The following is a 19768-nucleotide window of genomic DNA, read 5'->3' as shown; positions in this document are numbered from 1 at the left end:
GCGCGACAGATCGGGGGCGGTGCGTCAGACGATGAGGCCGTGCTCGTACGCGTAAACCACCAGCTGGACACGATCGCGAAGCGAGAGCTTCGCGAGGATCCTCGAGATGTGGGTCTTGACGGTCGCCTCGCTGAGGTACTCGAGCTGCGCGATCTCGGAGTTCGACAGCCCGCGAGCGGCCGACTGGAAGATGTCGCGCTCTCTCGTGGTCAGTGCGCCGAACGCCTCGGGCGCCACCTTGGATCCTTGGTTTCCGCCGTCGAAGTGCTCGAACAGCTCGCGCGTCGCCGACGCGGCGATGACGCTCGTGCCCGCGTGCACGGTGCGAATCGCGGCGAGCAGAAACTCGGGATCGCTGTCTTTCAACACGAAGCCGCTGGCGCCGCTGCGGATCGCGCGAGTCGCCGCCTCGTCGAGATCGAAGGTCGTCAAGACGAGGATCCGGGGCGCGGGCCTCTTCTCCCGGTCCGCCTGTTCGAGAATGGCTGCGGTGGCAGCTATGCCGTCCATGTTCGGCATGCGGATGTCCATGAGCACGACGTCCGGTCGCGTCCGCGCCGCGACCTCGACGCCCTCGGCTCCGTCGCCCGCCTCCCCCACGAACTCCAGGTCGCGCTGCGACGAGACCACCATGCGGATGCCCGCCCGGAACAGCGCCTGGTCGTCGACGAGGAGCACCCGGATGCGCGAGGCGGTCGGGGCGTCGGTGGGGCTGGTGGTTGTCATCGAAGTCGGACCTCCTGGGTCAGCGCGGCGGTGGGGATCGTGGCTCGCACGATGAAGCTGCCCCCGGCCTGGTGGGTGGTGAGGGTGCCGCCGGCGAGAGTCGCGCGCTCGCGCATGCCGACGATGCCGTGGCCCCGCCGCTCATCGGGGCGGAACTGCCCGCTCGACGTCAGGGCGTTCGGATCGATCGGTGCCGCAGGCTGCATGGTCGACGCGACGACGATGATCAGGTCGTCAGGACGCCAGTCGAAGAGCACCTCGACGGTGGACGTCCGGTCGCCGTGGCGCAGGACGTTCGTGAGGGACTCCTGCACGATCCGGTAGATGGCGAGTTGGCGGTTGCTACCGAGCTGGCCCGGGGTGCCGCTCGAGCGCAGATCGATCGAGAGGCCGGCTGCCGTCATCTGGTCGACGAGCTTCTCGAGGTCGCCGAGGACCGGCTGCGGCGCCGCACCCTGGCTGTGCCGGAGCTGGCCGAGGAGCACACGCACCTCGACCAGCGACTCGCGGGCGGTCGCCGCGATGGTGCTCAGCGACTGCTCGACGGAGGTCGGGTCAGCCTGGTAGGCGTAGCGGGCACCGTCGGCCTGCGCGATGACGACGGCGAGCGAGTGCGCGACGACGTCGTGCATGTCGCGCGCGATCCGTGATCGCTCCTGCTCGACGGCGATGTCGCGCTCGGCCCGAGCCGCCTCGCGGGCGGCACGAGCTGCATCGTTCTCGGCGCGGAGAGCTTCGCGCTCGGCGATGAGCTGCGCGTCGCGGCTCTCCCTCGCGGCGAGTCGCGTGCGGACGAGCTGACCTCCCACCCAGGGCAACCCGAGAAGCGCCAGGAATCCGAGGAACGTCACGCCGATTTGGAGCAGCAACTGGACGAGGTCGGTCGCGTTGGTCACGTCGTGCGGCACCCCGAACAGGGCCAGTCGGGCGAAAGTCACGTAGAACATGCCGAGCGCCGCGCCGATGCCGACGGAGCCGAGGCCGAGCCACTTGACGCGGGAGCTGCCATACGCCGCGGTGGCGTACAGCACCGCACAGATCGCGAGGTTCGACACCTGCGGGGTCGAAAGCGTCAGCATCTCGAAGGCGGCGGTCGCCCACGCGAGAGACAATGCCGCCGCGGGCGAGATGCGGCGGAACGCCAGCGCGACGACCATGCCGCCGGTGATGATCAGCGAGAACGCGTTGGCCCGGTAGTCGAACGGCAGCGTGACCAGCGCCGTGACGACGGCGACCGCCACGTCGAACGCCAGTTGGCGCGAGGTGAGGCGTCGGAAGATCACGCCCTCCACCGTAGGGGGTCTGTCGCCGCCCGCCCCGCTCCGGGAGCGGAGTCGCGACCTTCGGCGAGCGGAATCACTCTCGCGATGTACTGGCTAAAAGCCGAGGCGCCCGAGCTGCTTCGGGTCGCGCTGCCAGTCTTTCGCGACCTTCACCCGGATCGAGAGGAAGACCTGCTTGCCGACCAACGGTTCGATCTGAGCTCGGGCTCGCTCGCCGACCTCGCGGAGGCGCGCTCCCTTGTGGCCGATGATGATGCCCTTCTGGCTGTCGCGCTCGACGAAGAGGTTGGCGTAGATCTCGATCAGCTCTTTGTCGTCGCGCTCGACGATGTCGTCGATGGTGACGGCGAGCGAGTGCGGAAGCTCGTCTTGGACACCCTCGAGCGCGGCTTCGCGGATGAACTCGCTGACGCGGTCTTCGACGAGCTCCTCGGTGACGATGTCGCTCGGGTAGAGCTGCGGCGACACCGGCAGGAGTCGGATCAGCTCGGAGACCACCGTGTCGAGTTGGATCTTCGAGACCGCGGAGAGCGGGATGATCGTCTCCCAGTCGCGCAAGCCGCTGACGGCGAGGAGCTGCTCTGCCACAGCGGCGCGGGAGGACGCGTCGACCTTCGTGACCAGCGCGACCTTCTTGGCGCGAGGAAACTGGTCGAGCTGCTCGTTGATGAAGCGGTCGCCGGGGCCGAGCTTCTCGTCGGCGGGAACGCAGAAGCAGATCACATCGACCTCGCCCAGCGTGTCTTGCACGACCGAGTTGAGCCGCTCGCCGAGAAGGGTGCGGGGGCGATGCATGCCGGGGGTGTCGACGAGCACGAGCTGGCCGCTGGGTGCGTGCACGATGCCGCGGATGGCGCGACGGGTGGTCTGCGGCTTCGACGAGGTGATCGCGACCTTCTCGCCCACCAGAGCATTGGTGAGGGTCGATTTGCCCACGTTCGGTCGACCGACGAACGAGACGAAGCCGGCGCGGTATTCGGGGGAAGGGGTCATCGTGCTGTCCGCTCGTTGGAGGTGCTGGTGCTGCCGGGGGAATTCGGTCGGATCGGGGTGGTGGAGCCGGCGTGAGCTGCGAAGGCGGCCTGGCTGGCGATGAGGGCCGGGTCGCGACGCACCAGGACGGTCTGCAGGTCGCGCCGGCGGCCCTCCGTGCGATTCGCGGTGAGGATGAGCCCGGAGACCGTGGCCTCGGATCCTCGTTCGGGAAGTCGTCCGAGCGCCTTCGTCAGGAGCCCGCCCACCGAATCGACGTCGTCGTCGTCGAGCTCGATGCCGAACAGGTCGCCGAGCTCGTCGACCGGCAAGCGGGCGCTGACGAGGTACACGCCGTCCGAGACCTCGCGGTGCGACGACACGGCCTGGTCGTATTCGTCGCTGATGTCGCCGACGAGCTCTTCGATGAGGTCTTCGAGAGTGACGAGGCCGGCGATTCCGCCGTATTCGTCGACGATCATCGCGAGGTGGTTCTTGCCCGCCTGCATCTGGCGCAGAGTCTCGTCGGCTCGCTTGGATTCGGGCACGAAGACCGCGGGCTTGGCGAGGTCAGACGCGTAACGGAGCGACGCACCACGACCCTCGTGGAGGAAGCGGGCCGTGTCGCGCAGATAGACGATGCCGAGGATGTCGTCGCTGTCGCGCCCGACGACCGGCACACGGGAGACGCCCTTGCCGAGGAACACGCCCATGGTCGTCTCGATCGTGGCGTCGGCGTCGACGGTGACCATGTCGGTGCGCGGCACCATCACTTCGCGGACCACGGTCTCGCTGAACTCGAAGATGGAGTGGATGAGAGTGCGGTCGTCTTCGTCGAGCACCTCCATCTCGGTGGCCTCGTCGACCATGCTGAGCAACTGCTCTTCGGAGGAGAACGAAGTGGCGCTGTTGCGGCCCGGGGTCACCCGGTCGCCGAGCGCGACCAGCAGGGCTGCGACGGGGCCGAGCACGAGCCGGATCGCCCGGACGAGCGAGGCGTCGAAGCCGATCAGAGCGCGAGCGTGAGCCCGCCCGACGCTGCGAGGGCTGGAGCCGACGAGCACGAACGAGACCAGGGTCATGATGAGGGCGGACAGGAGCAACGCCCACCACCACTCGGCGATCGTGTAGGCGAACGCAAGCGAGACCAGCACGGCGGCGGCCGTCTCGGCGAGGATCCGCACGAAGTTGACCGCATTGACGTGCGCGCCGATGTCGTCGGCGATCGCTACCAGGGCGCTGCCACCTCGGCGCCGCTTCTCGGCCAGTTCGAGCAGGTCGGCACGGCTCAACACGGTCAGAGCCGAGTCGGTCGCTGCGAGCACACCGCCGAACACGACGAGGAGGACGGCCGCGGTGACGAAGATCGCGATCATCATCGGTCGCTACCTCGCGGAATCGAGCTCGGCGAAGGCCGAGAGGATCTGCCCCTGGATGCCGAACATCTCGGCCTTCTCGTCGGGTTCGGCGTGGTCGAAGCCGAGCAGGTGCAGGATGCCGTGGCAGGTGAGCAGCAGCATTTCGTCGAGCGTCGAGTGGCCCGCCGTGACAGCCTGGGCGGCGGCGACCTGCGGGCAGACCACGATGTCGCCGAGGAGACCGGCGGGTGTGGGCTCGTCTTCGGTGCCGGGACGGAGTTCGTCCATCGGAAAGCTCAGCACGTCGGTGGGGCCCGGCTCGTCCATCCACTGCACGTGGAGCTGCTCCATCGCTGCCTCGTCGACGAGCACGATCGCGAGCTCGGCCTCGGGATGGACGTGCATCTGATCGAGCGCGAAGGTCGCGAGGCGAAGAATGGTCGCCTCGTCGCCCTCCAGCCCGTCGATGCCGGATTCGTTGTTGATCTCGATGCTCACTGGGCTTCTTTCGAGTGGAGTCGGGCGAGCTTCTCAGCGTCGAACTTCGTGTAGGCGTCGACGATCTTGGCGACGAGGGTGTGGCGCACCACGTCGTCGCTGGTGAGCCGAGCGAAGTGGATGTCGTCGATCTCGCCGAGCACCCTCGTGACGAGCTGCAGCCCGCTGGAGCCGGTCGGGAGGTCGACCTGGGTGATGTCGCCGGTGACCACCATCTTGGAGCCGAACCCGAGACGCGTGAGGAACATCTTCATCTGCTCGGGCGTGGTGTTCTGCGCCTCGTCGAGCACGACGAACGCGTCGTTGAGCGTGCGGCCGCGCATGTACGCGAGCGGAGCCACCTCGATGGTGCCCGCCGCCAGAAGCTTCGGCACGATCTCGGGATCCATCATCTCGCCCAGCGCGTCGTAGAGAGGGCGGAGGTAGGGATCGATCTTGTCGGTGAGGGTGCCCGGCAGGAAGCCGAGCCGCTCACCGGCCTCGACGGCGGGCCGCGTGAGGATGATGCGCGAGACTTCGCGCCGCTGCAGCGCCTGGACGGCCTTGGCCATCGCGAGGTAGGTCTTGCCGGTGCCGGCCGGGCCGATGCCGAAGACGATCGTGTTGTCGTCGATGGCGTCGACGTAGTCTTTCTGGCCGAGCGTCTTCGCCCGGATGCTCTTGCCCTTGTTCGTCAGGATCGTGGTGCCGAACAGCTCGGCGGGGTGACCCTTGCCGCTGTCGAGGATCTCGCCCGTGGTCGCGACCTCGGCGGGGCCGAGCTCGTGCCCCGACCGCACCATCGTCACCAGTTCGTCGACGAGGTCGCGCGCACGGCGGACGTCGTCTGCGGGGCCCTCGAGTGAGACCTCGTTGCCCCGCACGAGCACTCGCACCGACGGATACCGCTGTTCGACGGTGCGCAGCAGGCGATCCTGCGGGCCGAGTAGCTGCACCATGGCCACGCCATCGATGGTGAGGTCGTCGCGAACGGTGGAACCGGTGCCGCCGGCACCGGTGGGGCTTTCGGAGCTACTAGGCAAGTGAGCCTTCCTGGAGGGTGCCCGCCATGACGTGGGCGTGAACGTGGAAAACGGTCTGACCGGCTGCTTCGCCGGTATTGAAGATCAAGCGGAACTCACCCGGCGTGAATTCCCGGATGACGGCAGGATCCGCCGCCAACCGCGATGCGACATCGACGATCTCGGCGAGCAGCCCGGGATCGCCTGCGGCCAACTCGACCACATTCGCGTAGGCGGCGGTCTTCGGTACGACGAGGAGGTGCACGGGTGCTTTCGGCGCGATGTCTTCGAAGGCGATCACCGAATCGCTCTCGAAAACGATCGTCGCCGGGATCTCTCGACGCACGATTCGCTCGAAGATCGTCGGCTCGGCTGCGGAGGTGCTCATGCCCCCATCGTAACGAAGGCGACCGACACCGGACCGGGCCGAGAAAGCGGGTCGCAGGAGCCGCAGCGCACCGTCACCAGCGCCCGAGTCGCAGACTCAGCGCGGCCAGCGCGGCCGGGCCCGCTGTCGAGGTGCGGAGCACCGAGTCGCCGAGGCGCACAGCGATGGCGCCAGCCGCCTCGAGCGCCTCGATCTCGTGCGGCGTCACGCCGCCCTCCGGGCCGACGACGATGACGACGTCGCGAGTGTCGGCCTCGTCGCCCAGATCGACGGTCGAGAGCGCAACGGTCGCCGTGGGTTCGAGCACCAGCACTCGTGCCGTCGCCGCCCGGGCCACGAGCTGGGCCGTCGTCGCGACCTCGGACACCGTCGGCTGCCACGCCCGAATCGACTGCTTGGTCGCTTCGCGCACGATGGCGCGCCAGCGTGCCAGGCCTTTCGCTACCTTCGGCCCCTCCCACCGCGAGATGCTGCGCCCCGCCGCCCAGGGCACGACCTCGTCGACCCCGAGTTCAGTGGCCGCCTGTACGGCGAGCTCGTCGCGATCGCCTTTCGCAAGCGCCTGCGCGAGCACGACACGACGAAGCGGACCAGGATCCGCAGCCACCGTCTCGACGCGAAGCACGAGTCGGTCTCCGCTCGCCTCCTGCACGGTTCCCCCGACGACGAGCCCTCGCCCGTTGCCGACTCGCAGCGCCTCGCCGATTCGAACCCGGCTCACCGTGACGGCATGTCGGGCTTCGGCGCCGGTCAGCACCACGTCGGAGCCGACCGAGGTCTCGGTCAGCTCGTCGGCGAGGTAGAAGTGCGCCACGATCAGAAGTTCAGAAACCGGTCGCGGAGCTTGCCGAAGAGACCCTGCTGAAACTGCGAGAGCTGCGGCGAGTCGTGCTTGCGGCCGGAGGCGAACTTCTCGACCAGCTCGCGCTCCTTGTGGCTGAGCTTGGTCGGGGTGACCACCTGGATGCCGATCTTGAGGTCGCCGCGACCCGTGCCGCGAAGTCGCGTGACGCCGCGGTCTTTGATCGTGACGACGTCGGCGCTCTGCGTGCCCGGCTTGACCTCGACCGAGATGTCGCCGTCGAGGGCCTTGACCGTCGTCGTCGTGCCGAGGATCGCATCGGCCATCTGCACCTCGAGGGTTGCCAGAAGGTCGTCGCCGTTGCGGCTGTAGACGTCGTGGTGCTTCACCTTGACCTCGAGGTAGAGGTCGCCGTTCGGGCCGCCGGCGGGGCCGACCTCGCCCTGGCCGGGCATCTGCAGGCGGATGCCGGTGTCGACGCCCGCGGGAACGTCCACGGGGATCGTGCGGCGGGCGCGGACGCGACCCTGGGCCTGGCAGGTCGGGCAGGGGTTCGGGATGACCGTGCCGTAGCCGCGGCAGGTGCCGCAGGGGCTCGAGGTCATCACGTTGCCGAGGAGCGAGCGCACCTGGCGGTTGATCGACCCGGTGCCATGGCAGATGTCGCAGGTCTGCGGGCTGGTACCCGGTGCGCAGCACGAGCCGTTGCAGGTCTCGCACAGCACGGCCGTGTCGACCTCGATGTCGCGCTGCACGCCGAAGATGATGTCTTCGAGGTCGACCTCGAGGCGCAGCAGGGCGTCTTGCCCACGCTCGCGGCGTGACCTGGGGCCCTGCCGCTGCTGGTTGCCACCGAAGAACGCGTCGAAGATGTCACCGAAACCGGCGCCGCCGCCGCCACCGCCCCCGAAGCCCGGCTGCGGGCCGAGGTCGTATCGCTCCCGCTGCTGCGGGTCGCTCAGGACGTCGTAGGCGTGCGTGACGTCTTTGAAGCGGTCCGATGCCTCGGGGCTCGGGTTGACGTCGGGGTGGAGCTCGCGTGCGAGCTTCCGGTACGCCTTCTTGATCTGTTCCGGGGTCGCGCTGCGCTCGACTCCGAGGACGTCATAGTGATCTGCCACTGGTCTCCGTCGTGCTTTCGTAAGGGGATTCGGTGAGTCTTGGGGAGGGATCCTGAAGCTCAGGATCCGACGGGAAAGGGTGCGAAATCGTCTCAGTCGTTGCCGAGAAGGCCACTCAGGTAGCGTGCCACCGCGCGGACGGCCGCCATGTTGCTCGAGTAGTCCATGCGGGTGGGGCCGAGGACGCCCAGCCGGGCCACCTCGCCACCCGACGCCGTATAGCCGCTGGCGAGAACGGACGTCTGGCCGAGGCCGAACGAGTCGTTCTCGCGGCCGATGCGCGCGATGACGTCGGCGTCGCCCGCCGGGCCGTCGCGCATCTCGCCGAATAGTCGAAGCAGGGTGACCTGCTCTTCGATGGCTTCGAGAACGGGAAAGAGGTTGCCCGAAAAGTCGTCTTCGGTGAGCACGAGGTTCGCGGTGCCGGCCATGACCAGGCGTTCTTGCCGGCCTGCCGTCGCCTCGTCGACGAGGGCGGTGCAGACGGCCGCCACGAAGGCGGCGCGCTCGGGGCGGAACTCGGTCGGCAGCGCGGTCAGCACGGCGGCTGCTTCGGCGAGCGTCTTGCCGCCGACACGGGTGTTGAGTTTCGCGCGGAGCTCGCCGACGAAGGCCTCGTCGACCGCGATCGCCGTCTCGATGCTTCGTTGCTCGACGTGGCCGGAGTCGGTGATGAGCACCGTCATCAGGCGGGTCTCGCTGAGACGAACGAGCTCTACGTGACGAACCGTTGCTCGGGAGAACGTGGGGTATTGGACGAGCGCGACCTGGTTGGTGAGCTGCGAAAGCAGCCGCACCGTTCGTGAGAGAACTTCGTCGAGATCGGACGAGTTGCCGAGGAACGTCTCGATCGCCGTGCGCTGGGCTGCGGTGAGCGGCCGCAGGTCGGCAAGTTGGTTGACGAAAAGGCGGTACCCCTTGTCGGTGGGCACTCGACCGGACGACGTGTGGGGCGCGGCGATCAACTCTTCTTCTTCGAGCAGAGCCATGTCGTTGCGGATCGTGGCCGCGGAGACACCGAACTGGTGGCGCTCGACGATCGACTTCGAACCGACGGGCTCGCGCGACTCGACGTAGTCGTGGACGATGACGCGGAGAACCTCGAGACCTCGCTCGCTGACCACGGTCGCCTCCCTCCACGAATTCGGAACGTCGCACGGCTGGCACTCGCTCCGTGAGACTGCCAATGGTACTCCACGCCCCCGACAAGCCCTGGTCGTGGGGCGGGGCGTGCCGCTAGGCTCGCTGACCGACGACGATTGGCGAGACATGACCGGCACACCTCCCCCTCCGCCCCCGACCGACGGCCCGTACGGCGGAAACCAGCCTCCCTACGGCGGCAACCAGCCGCAGCAGCCGCTCCGGCCCGAAGACGAGAAGCTCTGGGCCACGCTGATTCACGTGGGAGGCATCTTCTACTTCCTGCCGTCGCTGATCGGCTACCTGATGTTGCGCGACCGCGGGCCCTTCATCCGCGAGCACACTCGCGTCGCCCTCAACTTCCAGCTGACGATGCTGATCGCCAGCTTCGTTGGCGGCCTCCTCTCGATCGTCGGCATCGGCCTGCTGATCGTGGGCGCCGTCTGGATCGACAACATCGTCTTCTCGATCATCGCCGCGCTGGCGGCCAATCGCGGCGAGTACTACCGCTACCCGCTGAGCATCGAGTTCATCAAGCCCTGAGGCGCTCCGCGAGTCTCCTTGCGAGCTGCCGCGCGACGGTAGAGCCCCGAGTGTCGCCAAATGCCGGCAGGGGCCTGGCCGAACGCGCATTAGGCGGCACTCGGCAGAAGCTGCTCGGCCTGCCGCTGGCCGGGCACTGGCTGAAGCCCCGAGTGCCGCTAAATGCCGGCTGAGGTCTGGCCGAGCCAGCATTAGGCGGCACTCGGCGCAATCGACGACCGAGCCAGGGCCGGGCGGGGAGCGGACGAGCTCAGTCGCCGAGCAGACGGCGCACGACGGCGTCGGCGAGCAGCCGACCGCGAAGCGTCAACCGGATCGTGCCCGCAAGCGCCCGCCTGCCGTCGACCAACTCGTCGGCGATGAGCCCGGCGACGGCCTTTCTGCCGGTCTCGTCGAGCTCGGCGACGAGCAGGCCGTCTCGGATCCTCGTCTTCAAAAGGACGTTCTCGACCGCACCGGTCTCGGCGTCGAGGGTCTCTCGACCGGCCGCGGGCGAGACGCCCGAGAGCACGCGCTCGGCGTAGGCGGCAGGGTGCTTGACGTTCCACCAGCGGACTCCCCCGACGTGGCTGTGAGCGCCGGGGCCGACTCCCCACCAGTCGTGGCCGCGCCAGTACGACAGGTTGTGCCGGCTCGAGTGCTCGTCGCCCCGCGCCCAGTTGCTGACCTCGTACCACTCGTAGCCCGCCGAGGCGAGGCGCGCGTCGGCCAACTCGTACATGTCGGCGGCCGTGTCGTCGTCGGGCTGAGCGACCTCGCCACGCCGGATCTGCCGGGCGAGCTTCGTCCCGTCTTCGACGATGAGCGAGTAGGCCGACAGATGATCGGGCTCCTGGGCCAGGGCCTGGTCGAGCGAACGCTCCCAGTCGCCGAGCGTCTCGCCGGGCGTGCCGTAGATGAGATCCAGGCTGACGTCGAGCCCCGCGTCTCGGGCCCATTCGACGACGAGCGGGATCCTAGCCGGGTCGTGCGTGCGCTCCAGAGTTGCCAGCACGCTCGGAACGGCCGACTGCATGCCGAAGCTGACGCGCGTGAACCCACTATCTTTGAGCGCCCGGAGGTACTCGGCGTCGACCGAGTCGGGATTCGCCTCGGTGGTGACCTCTGCCCCGTCTTCGAGCGACCAGGTGTCGCGGACCGCTGCGAGCATCGCCGCGAGATCGCTCGAGGGCAGCATCGTCGGTGTGCCTCCGCCGAAGAAGACCGTCGATACGACGCGGTCGGGAAGACCGGCAGACCGAAGGATCCGCCCGGCCCCCTCGATCTCACTCACCGCCTGGCCGGCGTAATCGCTCCTCTTCACCCCGCGGAGCTCGTCGCCCGTGTAGGTGTTGAAGTCGCAGTACCCGCACCGCACGCGGCAGAACGGCACGTGCAGGTAGACGCCGAAGTCGCGAGCGTCGACCCCCTCGACGACGGATGCCGGAAGGGCGCCGTCGGCGGGCGCGGGGTCGCCGAGAGGAAGAGTGCTGGGCACGCCTAGTCGCCGACCAGCACGCGGAGGTAGCGCTGGGTGAATTTGTTCTGCTGCGCGCGGAGGAACGGGGCGACGAGGCGCCACTTCCAGTTGGCGGGACGCGAGAACGCGCGAATGGTGAGCCACACGGAGCCGTCGTCGGTCTGGTCGATGACCCACGACTCCTCGCCGCTCTCGGGGTGACCCTCGAGGGTGCCGTAGGCGAAGCCCTTGCGGGTCGGCTCGTCGATCACGTAGACCACACGCACCGGCGCGCGGTTGGTGCGGCCGTAGGCCTTGATCGAAAGCGTGGCGGTTGTTCCGGCAGTGAGGAACGGCTCCCCTTCGGGCGAGAAGTGGGACTCTCCGTCAGAGGGCGAGTAGTCGGCACCCTCGAGCGGGTTGCCCTCGTCGTCGAAGGTGACGGGCGTGTACGCGCCCTCCTCGACGGTCGGCACGGAATCGACGTGGACGTCGATGCCGCTGCGCTCCTGCACCTTCCAGGTCATGATGGCCGACCAGGCCGCCTCGAAGCGGGCGTCGCCGTGGCCGATGCGGGTGCGGTACTCGACGGGGCGGAAGCCCTTCGGCGGGTACTGCATCAGGTCGGGGGCCTGCGTTGCCCCGACCTGCCCGTAGGTGGTCTGGGTGTCGGTGTGGGTCGCGCGGCGCATCCGTCGAGTCTAACGCCGGGGCCTGGGGTGCTCGCGCTCTGAGCCGAGTGCCGCCTATTGCCGGTTTGAGCGCGTGCGCGTCGGCATTAGGCGGCACTCGATGCCGCGCGCGACCGGACGCCGCCGAGTGTGCGAAAACCGCCCCTCGCGAGAGTCGCGGGGGCGGTTTTCGTGCACTCGATGGGGCCGGGCCCCAGCGCTTGGGGTCAGCGCTTGCCGGTGACCGACCGGACGATCCAGCCGATCACACCGATCGCGACCACGACGAGGCCGATGAACAGCAGGAACTTGACGGCGGCGCCGATGAAGCTCAGTCCGAAGAGGACGATTCCGACGATGATGAGGATGATAAACAGAGCAGGCATGCCCCTAAGCATGCCCGCTCTCGTCGTCGGCCGCGTGCTACTTCTTCTCTTTTTTCTCCACGTCGCCCGAAAGCGCGGCGATGAACGCCTCCTGAGGAACGTCGACGCGACCGATGGTCTTCATGCGCTTCTTGCCCTCTTTCTGCTTCTCGAGCAGCTTGCGCTTGCGGCTGATGTCGCCGCCGTAGCACTTGGCGAGAACGTCTTTGCGCATGGCGCGGATCGACTCGCGAGCGATGATGCGGGCACCGATCGCGGCCTGGATCGGCACCTCGAACTGCTGGCGCGGGATGAGCTCGCGAAGGCGGCCCGTCATCAGCACGCCGTAGGCATACGCCTTGTCGCGGTGCACGATCGTCGAGAAGGCATCGACCTGTTCGCCCTGCAGAAGGATGTCGACCTTGACGAGGTCGGCCTCCTGCTCGCCGCTCGGCTCGTAGTCGAGAGAGGCGTAGCCCTGGGTCTTGCTCTTCAGCGAGTCGAAGAAGTCGAAGACGATCTCGCCGAGCGGCATGTTGTAGCGCAGCTCGACCCGGTCTTCACCGAGGTACTCCATGCCGAGCAGGGTGCCGCGACGCGACTGGCAGAGCTCCATGATCACGCCGACGTAGTCTTTCGGCGCCAGGATCGCGGCCTTGACCATCGGCTCGGCGACCGACGAGATCTTGCCGTCGGGGAACTCCGACGGGTTGGTGACCGTGACCGTGTTTTTGTCTTCGGTGGTGACCTCGTAGACCACGCTCGGCGCGGTGGTGATGAGGTCGAGGTTGAACTCGCGCTCGAGGCGCTCCGTGATGATCTCGAGGTGCAGCAGGCCGAGGAACCCGCAGCGGAATCCGAACCCGAGCGCGACAGACGTCTCGGGCTCGTAGACGAGGGCGGCGTCGGAGAGCTTGAGCTTGTCGAGCGCCTCTCGGAGCACCGGGTAGTCGCTGCCGTCGATCGGGTAAAGACCGGAGAACACCATCGGCAGGGGCTCGGTGTAGCCGGCAAGGGCCTCGGTCGCGGGCTTCGCAGCGGTGGTGACCGTGTCGCCGACCTTCGACTGGCGAACGTCTTTCACGCCGGTGATCAGATAGCCGACCTCTCCCACGCTGAGGCCCTGCGACGAGATGGGCTCGGGCGACGAGACACCGATCTCGAGGATGTCGTGCACCGCACGGGTCGACATCATCTGGATCTTCTCGCGCGGCGACAGGGTGCCGTCGATCATGCGCACGTAGGTGATGACGCCGCGATAGCTGTCGTAGACCGAGTCGAAGATCATGGCACGGGCCGGAGCGTCTTTGACGCCCTTCGGCGCGGGGATGCGGTTGACCACGACGTCGAGGAGCTCTTCGACTCCGACACCGGTCTTGCCGCTCACGCGCAGCACGTCTTTCGGGTCGCCGCCGATCAGCTGCGCCAACTCGGCCGCGTACTTGTCGGGGTCGGCGGCCGGCAGGTCGATCTTGTTGAGCACCGGGATGATCTCGAGGTCGTTCTCAAGAGCGAGGTACAGGTTGGCGAGCGTCTGGGCTTCGATGCCCTGAGCAGCGTCGACGAGCAGGATCGCGCCCTCGCAGGCGGCGAGCGACCGGGAGACCTCGTAGCTGAAGTCGACGTGCCCCGGAGTGTCGATCATGTTGAGCGCGTACGTCTTGCCGTCGAGGGCCCATGGCATGCGCACGGCCTGACTCTTGATCGTGATGCCGCGCTCTCGCTCGATGTCCATCCGGTCGAGGTATTGAGCGCGCATGGCACGGTCTTCGACGACGCCCGTGATGCCGAGCATGCGGTCGGCGAGAGTCGACTTGCCATGGTCGATGTGCGCGATGATGCAGAAGTTGCGGATCGCGTCGGGCGCGGTCGACTTCGGCTCGAGGGCGGTGACGGCTTTGGGGCTCACGGAGACTCTCTGATTGCAAACGGGAGTGCGGTCCGTCGATTCTCCCACGGACCGGCGACGGTGCGGTTCGTCGGCGCCGGGTCGGATCCTTCGGTTCTGTCCTTAGGGGCCGAAGACGAGCGTCAGGGCGCGGGAAGCGCCGAAAGCCCGCGAGTGAGAGCCTCGGCGGGAGAGGCGAGGCTGATGCGGATCCAGCCCTCCCCCGTGCGGCCGAATGCGCTGCCCGGGGCGACGGCGACGCGGTGACTCAGAAGGAAGTCCTCGGCCCAGGTCGCGACGTCACCGCGCGAGGCGTGGGAGACGTCGATCCAGAGGTAGAAGGCGCCCTCCGGGTCGAGATAGGTGAGGCCGCGCTCGTCGAGAAGGGCGCGGGCGAGGTCGAGGTTCTCTCGGTAGTGCTCGCGAGCGTCGGCCACCGGCTGGTTGTCGCCGGTCACGGCGGCGAGGGCGGCGTACTGGTCGGGCTCGGCGACGCAGCTGATCTGGGCCTCCTGCACCGTGCGCATCGTGTCGGCGAGACCCTTCGGCGTGACGAGATACCCCACGCGCACGCCCGTCATCGCGTACGTCTTACTGAGAGAGAACACGCTGAAGACACGATCGTCGTCATCCAAGGCCGCGAGACTGACGTGCTTCGGCCCGTAGGTGAAGTACTCGTAGACCTCGTCGCTGATCACCCAGAGGTCGTGGCGTTTCGCAAAATCAAGGATCCGTCGGAGCGTCGCTTCCCCGAACACCACTCCGAGCGGATTCGACGGGGAATTGACGATGATCGCCCGCGTTCGATCGGTCACGAGGTGCTCGAGCGCCTCCAGGTCGGGCTGGAACTCCGCCTCGGGAGCGAGCTGGTAGGGCACGGCGCGGGCGTCGAGCATGTGGGCGTTCATGGTGAAGGTCGTGTAGCCGGGATCGGGGACGAGGATCTCGGATCCTGGGCTGAGGACGAGCCCCATCGCCTGGTGCAGCGCCTGCGTCGCACCGACCGTCACCCACACCTGCTCGACATCGGCCTGGATCTGGTTCTCGCGTGCGAGCTTCGCCACGAGGGCCTCGCGAAGGGGCGTGATGCCGCCGTTCGGCGTGTAGCCCGTGCGGTCTTCGGCCCAGGCGCGGCGGGCGGCGTCGATGATGTGGCGGGCCACCGGGACGTCGGGCTCGCCGACCACGAGCATCGTGACGTCGTCGAGCTTCATCGCGATCTCGAAGACGCGACGGATTCCGGAGCCCGGCACGGACTCGATGTGCGGAGCGAGGGAAGGCATGCTGGGACGCTACTACGCGGATGTTTCCTGCTTGCTTCGTGCGTCTTGGTGCCGAATCCGTCGGCAACACGCGCCTCTGCCCTGCATTGTGGGCGGAGGGACCCCCTGGTAGTGTTGATTTTTGGCTTCCGCTGCCGCTTCCCCGCTGCGCAGCGAATCGCAGCCACCGTTCATCTGGTCAGTGTCTTTCGACATCGTGCCGGGCGGACATCGCGCTACCGCGAGCAGAACTTCCCTCTAAAGGTCTGGTCGGCTGCGTACAACAACTACAACTCACTCAGACGAAGGGTCACCACCGTGGCAAACATCAAGTCGCAGATCAAGCGCATCGGCACCAACAAGAAGGCCCAGGAGCGCAACAAGGCCGTCAAGAGCGGCCTCAAGACCGCACTCCGCTCCACGCACACCGCCATCGCCGCCGGCGACAAGGCTGCTGCGACCGCTGCTCTCGTCGTCGCGTCGAAGAAGCTCGACAAGGCCGTCAGCAAGGGTGTCATCCACCAGAACCAGGCCGCGAACCGCAAGTCGGCCATCGCCAAGCAGGTCAGCGCGCTCTAAGCCGCGTCTTCTGGGCGGCTCCCGCCCGGAGCCTCGCGCTCGTACGAAGGCCCCGCTCTCCCACTGGGAGGCGGGGCCTTCGTCGTGTGCGCCGTGGGCGGGTGCTCGTCGCGCGCGAGATGGCCTGATCTACGCCGCTGTGGGGCGTTTCGACGTCGATTCGGCCATCTCGCGCCGCGGCCGCGGCCCTGCCCCGGCGTCCGGGCAGGCTGGCCCCGCGAGATCGCACTCGTGGTCGGGTGCACCCGACCACAACTGCGATCTCGGCGATCGGCAGGCTCACGTAGCCCGCGGCCGTCGCCGAATCGGCGGGAGCCTCAGCGCAGGTCGCCGCGCCGGCTGATCACACTGACCATCCGTTCGAGCGCATAGACGGGATCGCGTTCGGCGCCCTTGACGGCGGCGTCGGTCGTGGCCAGGAGGTCGATGGCGTTGCCGAGCCCCTGGTCAGACCAGGAGCTGACGTCGCGCTGTGCCTTTTGCACCTGCCACGGAGCCATGCCGAAGCGCGAGGCGAGCTCGCCGGACGACGCGCGACTACCGTTCACCTTCGCCATCGTGCGCAGCTTGTTGGCGAACGCGGCCACGATCGGCACCGGATCTTGGCCGGACGCGAGGGCGTGACGGAGCAGGATCAGGGCCTCGCCGTGCCGGCCCGCGATCGCCGAGTCGGCGACCTTGAACGCGGTGGTCTCGACCCGGCCCGCGTAGTACTTCTCGACGGTGGCCTCGGTGATCTGCGCGTCGCCGTCGGCGAGTAGCTGTTGGCATGCGGCGGCCAGCTCGGCGAGGTCGTCTTGGAAGGCCTGCACGAGGGCCCGGAGTGCGCCCGCGCTGACCCTGCGGCCCTCGGCGGCGAACTCGGCGGCGGCGAAGTCGAGCTTCTCGGTGTCTTTCTTGAGTTCGAGGCAGATGACTTCGATCGCTCCCCCGGCTCCTCCGCGAAGCGCGTCGAGTAGTTTCTTGCCCCGGACTCCCCCGCCGTGTCGCAGCACGAGATAGGTGTCGTCTGCGGGGTTCTCGATGTAGTCGAGCGTTTCGAGCAGAAAGGCATCGGTGCATTTCTCGACGTTCGAGACGCGGATGAGGCGGGGCTCGGCGAACAACGACGGGCTCGCCACCGTGAGCAGCTGCCCCGGTGCGTAGTGGTCGGCCTCGATGTCATTGATCTCGAGCCGCGGGTCTTCGGCCACGAGCTGGTCGCGGAGCTGCCTGATCGACCGGTCGGCCAAGAACTGCTCGGGCCCCGAGACGAGGATCACTCGCGCGGGCCGGATTCCGTGCCACGGCAACTGCTCGATCTTGGCCTTCGCGGTGGTGGCCTTGCCCGTCGCGCGCGCCATTTTCGTCCTTCGCTCAGCCACGCCGCCCCGACCGGGTTCGGCTCGTCGTCAAGCCTAGGGGCACCCGCCGACGCCGGGCGCGCCCCGCTCTGCCAGAGCGAGATACGGCCATCGGCGGTTCCCGTCAGGGCCACCGTCCCGTCACGGTCTGACCGGACGACCCTCGCCCCGGTTCGCTCGAGAAGGCGAACCGTCGCGGGTACGGGGTGCCCGTAGGTGTTGCCGGCTCCGACCCCGATGAGCGCGACCCGAGCGCCGAGCGATCGATACAGCTCGGGGCTCTGGTCGCGCGATCCGTGATGCGACACCTTCACGACGTCGACCGGACCGACCCCGAGACCTCGCCCGAGCAGGCGACGCTGGGCGGTCTCGTCGAGGTCGCCGAGGAGGACGGCAGACAGGCAGGATCCGGCACACCCGACCCGGGGCTCCACCCGCAGGGCCACACTGGCCCCGTTGCCCGCCTCCGTCTTCTCGGGTGGCCAGAGCACCTCGAGCGACAGATCGCCCAGGTCGAGCGACTCCTTCGGCCGAGCGTCGATCACGGTGGCCCCACCGCGGCGAAGAGTCGAGACCAGGCGCTCATCGACCGGCCCGCCACTCGGCCCCACGAGGAGAGACTGGACGCGGCCGGTGAGCGATGCGGCGGCCCCGACGTGGTCGGCGTCGAAGTGCGTGAGGACGAGCAGATCCAACCGCTGGATCGCGAGGAGGTCGAGACACGACCGCAGGAGCGTGGCGTCGTCGCCGGTGTCGACCAGCGCGACGCGCTCCGCCGACCGAAGCAGCACCGCGTCGCCCTGACCGACGTCGCACTGTGCGATCTGCCAGTCGGGAGGCAGGGTGGCGCGTCGCCCGAGTGTGCCGCCGACCGCGACGGCGCCGAGCGGCAGCAGGAGGCCCGCCAGCACGAGCGTGGTGACGAGCCGGCTCCGGCGGCGCGACGGCAGCAGAATCGCCACACCCGCGAGTGCGGTCGCTACGACACAGACCACGATGGCGAGGAGGGAACCGTCGGTCTCCAGCCTCATCGACGGCAGGGCGGCGGCGCCGCGGGCGACGAGGGCGATCCACGAGGCGGGGGCCCATGCGGCCGCGGCAGCGACGCCCGCGCCGAACGGCCACACCGGCCCCAGCAGGCAGGCCATCAGGCCGAGCACGGTGGCGAGCGGTGCCGCAGGATCCGCGAGCACGTTCGCCGGCACCCCCAGAACGGCGATGCCCGGGTCGAGGCTCAGCAGCAGCGGTTGCACCGCGGCCTGTGCGGCAACCGGCACTGCGAGCGCAAGGGCCAGCGGCTCGGGCATCACTCGAGCGAGGAGCGCAACGAGCGGCCTCGTGAGCACGACGAGCCCAGCTGTCGCGAGAACGGAGAGCGCGAATGCGTACGACCGGGCCAACCACGGGTCGATGATGAGGAGGATTACGACGGCGAGCGAGACGAGTGGCAGACCGCGCACGGGGCGACCCACGGCCTGGGCGACCAGGGCGAGAACGGCCATCACGGCGGCGCGGACGACGCTGGGATCGGGGGTGACCAGCACGACGAAGCCGGCGAGGACGACGATGGCGAGTGACGACACCAGGATCCTTGGCCCTCTGAGAAAGGCCCCGATTGCGAGGATCAGCGCGACGAGCACGGCGCAGTTCGCTCCGCTGACGGCGGTGAGGTGTGCCAGCGACGAGGCTTTCATCGCGGCGTCGAGGCCTTCGTCGACGTGGGAGGTGTCGCCGATCGTGAGGCCCGGCAGCAGGTCTCCGCCGTCGCCGGTGAGGCCGTGGGATGTGCGAGCGAACGACTCCCGCAGGGTGGCCGCGACGGCGTGGACGCCGTAGGCGCGCGACACGACCTCGATGTCGCCGGCGGGTCGAAGCAGAAAGGCGACGCTGCCGCCCGGGTCGGCCACGCCGAGACGGCCGGTGAGTAACACGCGGTCGTCGGCGCCGGGTAAGCGCTCGGCCTCCAGCCCCAGCACGAGCATCGGCACGTTCGCTCCCGACACGACCGGCACACCCCGTGCGCGCACCTCGGTGACCGCCAGAGCCACCCGGTCTGCGGTGGGCACTCCGACGACACGCCCGGTCACCTCGACCGTGGCTGACCTATCCGCTAGAGCGACCAGTCGTTCCGGGGTACGGGCGGGTGCCTGCAGCGCAGCGATCGCGGCCAGCAGGGCGACAACCAGCAGCGCCAGCGACACCGACGCGAGCGTCGAACGCCATCGCCGGGCGACCAGTGCGCAGGATCCGAGCGCGGCGACCCCGACTCCCCCGCAGACCGCTGCAGTGGGCCCGAGTGCGCCCGGCTGAGGCAGCACTCCCGCCAGGGCCGCCCAACCCAGCGCTGCCGGGGCGCCCAACCGCACGTCGATCACGGCGCAGCCCTGCTC

19 protein-coding genes are annotated in these 19768 nt (G+C 68.4%); 2 read left to right on the top strand and 17 right to left on the bottom strand.

What is annotated here, in order from left to right; all coding sequences use genetic code 11:
• Positions 1 to 24: 24 nt before the first annotated feature.
• From VH571_RS04305 to hrcA, 10 genes are all read right to left on the bottom strand, one after another.
• Complete coding sequence (locus tag VH571_RS04305; protein WP_055958331.1) at positions 25 to 726, bottom strand: response regulator; 702 nt, start codon at positions 724 to 726, stop codon at positions 25 to 27.
• Positions 723 to 2009: a sensor histidine kinase gene (locus VH571_RS04300; protein WP_235480907.1), complete on the bottom strand. Its 1287-nt coding sequence runs from the start codon at positions 2007 to 2009 to the stop codon at positions 723 to 725. The genes VH571_RS04305 and VH571_RS04300 overlap by 4 nt, the downstream gene beginning before the upstream one ends.
• Positions 2010 to 2102: 93 nt before the next feature.
• Positions 2103 to 3002, bottom strand: a complete 900-nt coding sequence (gene era / locus VH571_RS04295) for a GTPase Era (RefSeq protein WP_055958337.1) — start codon at positions 3000 to 3002, stop codon at positions 2103 to 2105.
• Positions 2999 to 4360 (bottom strand): hemolysin family protein, encoded by a 1362-nt coding sequence (locus VH571_RS04290; RefSeq protein WP_123944129.1) that lies wholly within the window; start codon positions 4358 to 4360, stop codon positions 2999 to 3001. The genes era and VH571_RS04290 overlap by 4 nt, the downstream gene beginning before the upstream one ends.
• Positions 4361 to 4366: 6 nt before the next feature.
• Positions 4367 to 4837 (bottom strand): rRNA maturation RNase YbeY, encoded by a 471-nt coding sequence (gene ybeY / locus VH571_RS04285; RefSeq protein WP_055958340.1) that lies wholly within the window; start codon positions 4835 to 4837, stop codon positions 4367 to 4369.
• The gene (locus VH571_RS04280; protein WP_423263490.1) at positions 4834 to 5859 is read right to left on the bottom strand and encodes a PhoH family protein; all 1026 of its coding nucleotides are present in this window, start codon (positions 5857 to 5859) and stop codon (positions 4834 to 4836) included. The genes ybeY and VH571_RS04280 overlap by 4 nt, the downstream gene beginning before the upstream one ends.
• Positions 5852 to 6226: a histidine triad nucleotide-binding protein gene (locus VH571_RS04275; protein WP_055958345.1), complete on the bottom strand. Its 375-nt coding sequence runs from the start codon at positions 6224 to 6226 to the stop codon at positions 5852 to 5854. Before VH571_RS04275 ends, VH571_RS04280 begins: the two co-directional genes overlap by 8 nt.
• Positions 6227 to 6299: 73 nt before the next feature.
• Positions 6300 to 7040, bottom strand: coding sequence for a 16S rRNA (uracil(1498)-N(3))-methyltransferase (locus VH571_RS04270; protein WP_423263489.1), 741 nt, complete (start codon positions 7038 to 7040; stop codon positions 6300 to 6302).
• Positions 7041 to 7042: 2 nt separating this feature from the next.
• Positions 7043 to 8149, bottom strand: coding sequence for a molecular chaperone DnaJ (dnaJ, locus tag VH571_RS04265; RefSeq protein WP_055958350.1), 1107 nt, complete (start codon positions 8147 to 8149; stop codon positions 7043 to 7045).
• Between the two features lie 92 nt (positions 8150 to 8241).
• Positions 8242 to 9273, bottom strand: coding sequence for a heat-inducible transcriptional repressor HrcA (gene hrcA / locus VH571_RS04260; RefSeq protein WP_055958353.1), 1032 nt, complete (start codon positions 9271 to 9273; stop codon positions 8242 to 8244).
• A gap of 145 nt (positions 9274 to 9418) precedes the next feature.
• On the opposite strand from hrcA, the gene VH571_RS04255 reads away from it, so the two are divergent.
• A complete protein-coding gene (locus VH571_RS04255; RefSeq protein WP_423263488.1) occupies positions 9419 to 9832 on the top strand; it encodes a DUF4870 domain-containing protein in 414 nt (137 codons plus the stop codon).
• 250 nt (positions 9833 to 10082) lie between these two features.
• On the opposite strand, the gene hemW is transcribed toward VH571_RS04255, so the two are convergent.
• The 5 genes from hemW to VH571_RS04230 form a co-directional block, all read right to left on the bottom strand.
• Positions 10083 to 11309, bottom strand: coding sequence for a radical SAM family heme chaperone HemW (gene hemW, locus VH571_RS04250; RefSeq protein ID WP_423263487.1), 1227 nt, complete (start codon positions 11307 to 11309; stop codon positions 10083 to 10085).
• Positions 11310 to 11311: 2 nt separating this feature from the next.
• Positions 11312 to 11962: a DUF1990 family protein gene (locus VH571_RS04245; RefSeq protein WP_055958361.1), complete on the bottom strand. Its 651-nt coding sequence runs from the start codon at positions 11960 to 11962 to the stop codon at positions 11312 to 11314.
• 206 nt (positions 11963 to 12168) lie between these two features.
• Positions 12169 to 12327: a hypothetical protein gene (locus tag VH571_RS04240; RefSeq protein ID WP_423263486.1), complete on the bottom strand. Its 159-nt coding sequence runs from the start codon at positions 12325 to 12327 to the stop codon at positions 12169 to 12171.
• 37 nt (positions 12328 to 12364) lie between these two features.
• Positions 12365 to 14215, bottom strand: coding sequence for a translation elongation factor 4 (gene lepA, locus VH571_RS04235; RefSeq protein WP_055958365.1), 1851 nt, complete (start codon positions 14213 to 14215; stop codon positions 12365 to 12367).
• A 122-nt stretch (positions 14216 to 14337) separates the two neighbouring features.
• Positions 14338 to 15477, bottom strand: coding sequence for a pyridoxal phosphate-dependent aminotransferase (locus VH571_RS04230; RefSeq protein ID WP_423263485.1), 1140 nt, complete (start codon positions 15475 to 15477; stop codon positions 14338 to 14340).
• Positions 15478 to 15774: 297 nt separating this feature from the next.
• On the opposite strand from VH571_RS04230, the gene rpsT reads away from it, so the two are divergent.
• The gene (rpsT, locus tag VH571_RS04225; protein WP_055958372.1) at positions 15775 to 16035 is read left to right on the top strand and encodes a 30S ribosomal protein S20; all 261 of its coding nucleotides are present in this window, start codon (positions 15775 to 15777) and stop codon (positions 16033 to 16035) included.
• A gap of 317 nt (positions 16036 to 16352) precedes the next feature.
• Here the strand turns inward: rpsT and holA are convergent, their stop codons facing one another.
• A complete protein-coding gene (gene holA / locus VH571_RS04220) occupies positions 16353 to 17378 on the bottom strand; it encodes a DNA polymerase III subunit delta (RefSeq protein ID WP_423263484.1) in 1026 nt (341 codons plus the stop codon).
• The gene (locus VH571_RS04215) at positions 17294 to 19753 is read right to left on the bottom strand and encodes a ComEC/Rec2 family competence protein (RefSeq protein ID WP_423263483.1); all 2460 of its coding nucleotides are present in this window, start codon (positions 19751 to 19753) and stop codon (positions 17294 to 17296) included. Before VH571_RS04215 ends, holA begins: the two co-directional genes overlap by 85 nt.
• Between the last annotated feature and the right edge of the window lie 15 nt (positions 19754 to 19768).

Source organism: Frondihabitans sp. 4ASC-45 (assembly GCF_049472575.1).
Taxonomy (GTDB): Bacteria; Actinomycetota; Actinomycetes; order Actinomycetales; family Microbacteriaceae; genus Frondihabitans.
The sequence above is the reverse complement of the archived record's forward strand: the minus strand, read 5'-3'. Positions and strand labels throughout refer to the sequence as shown.

Excerpts from the sequence above, each read along its gene's own strand:
- era (WP_055958337.1), bottom strand. The coding sequence starts at position 3,002 with ATGACCCCTTCCCCCGAATACCGCGCCGGCTTCGTCTCGTTCGTCGGT.
- VH571_RS04230 (WP_423263485.1), bottom strand. The coding sequence starts at position 15,477 with ATGCCTTCCCTCGCTCCGCACATCGAGTCCGTGCCGGGCTCCGGAATC.
- holA (WP_423263484.1), bottom strand. The coding sequence starts at position 17,378 with ATGGCGCGCGCGACGGGCAAGGCCACCACCGCGAAGGCCAAGATCGAG.
- VH571_RS04305 (WP_055958331.1), bottom strand. The coding sequence starts at position 726 with ATGACAACCACCAGCCCCACCGACGCCCCGACCGCCTCGCGCATCCGG.
- VH571_RS04290 (WP_123944129.1), bottom strand. The coding sequence starts at position 4,360 with ATGATGATCGCGATCTTCGTCACCGCGGCCGTCCTCCTCGTCGTGTTC.
- VH571_RS04240 (WP_423263486.1), bottom strand. The coding sequence starts at position 12,327 with ATGCCTGCTCTGTTTATCATCCTCATCATCGTCGGAATCGTCCTCTTC.
- VH571_RS04245 (WP_055958361.1), bottom strand. The coding sequence starts at position 11,962 with ATGCGCCGCGCGACCCACACCGACACCCAGACCACCTACGGGCAGGTC.
- VH571_RS04275 (WP_055958345.1), bottom strand. The coding sequence starts at position 6,226 with ATGAGCACCTCCGCAGCCGAGCCGACGATCTTCGAGCGAATCGTGCGT.
- VH571_RS04255 (WP_423263488.1), top strand. The coding sequence starts at position 9,419 with ATGACCGGCACACCTCCCCCTCCGCCCCCGACCGACGGCCCGTACGGC.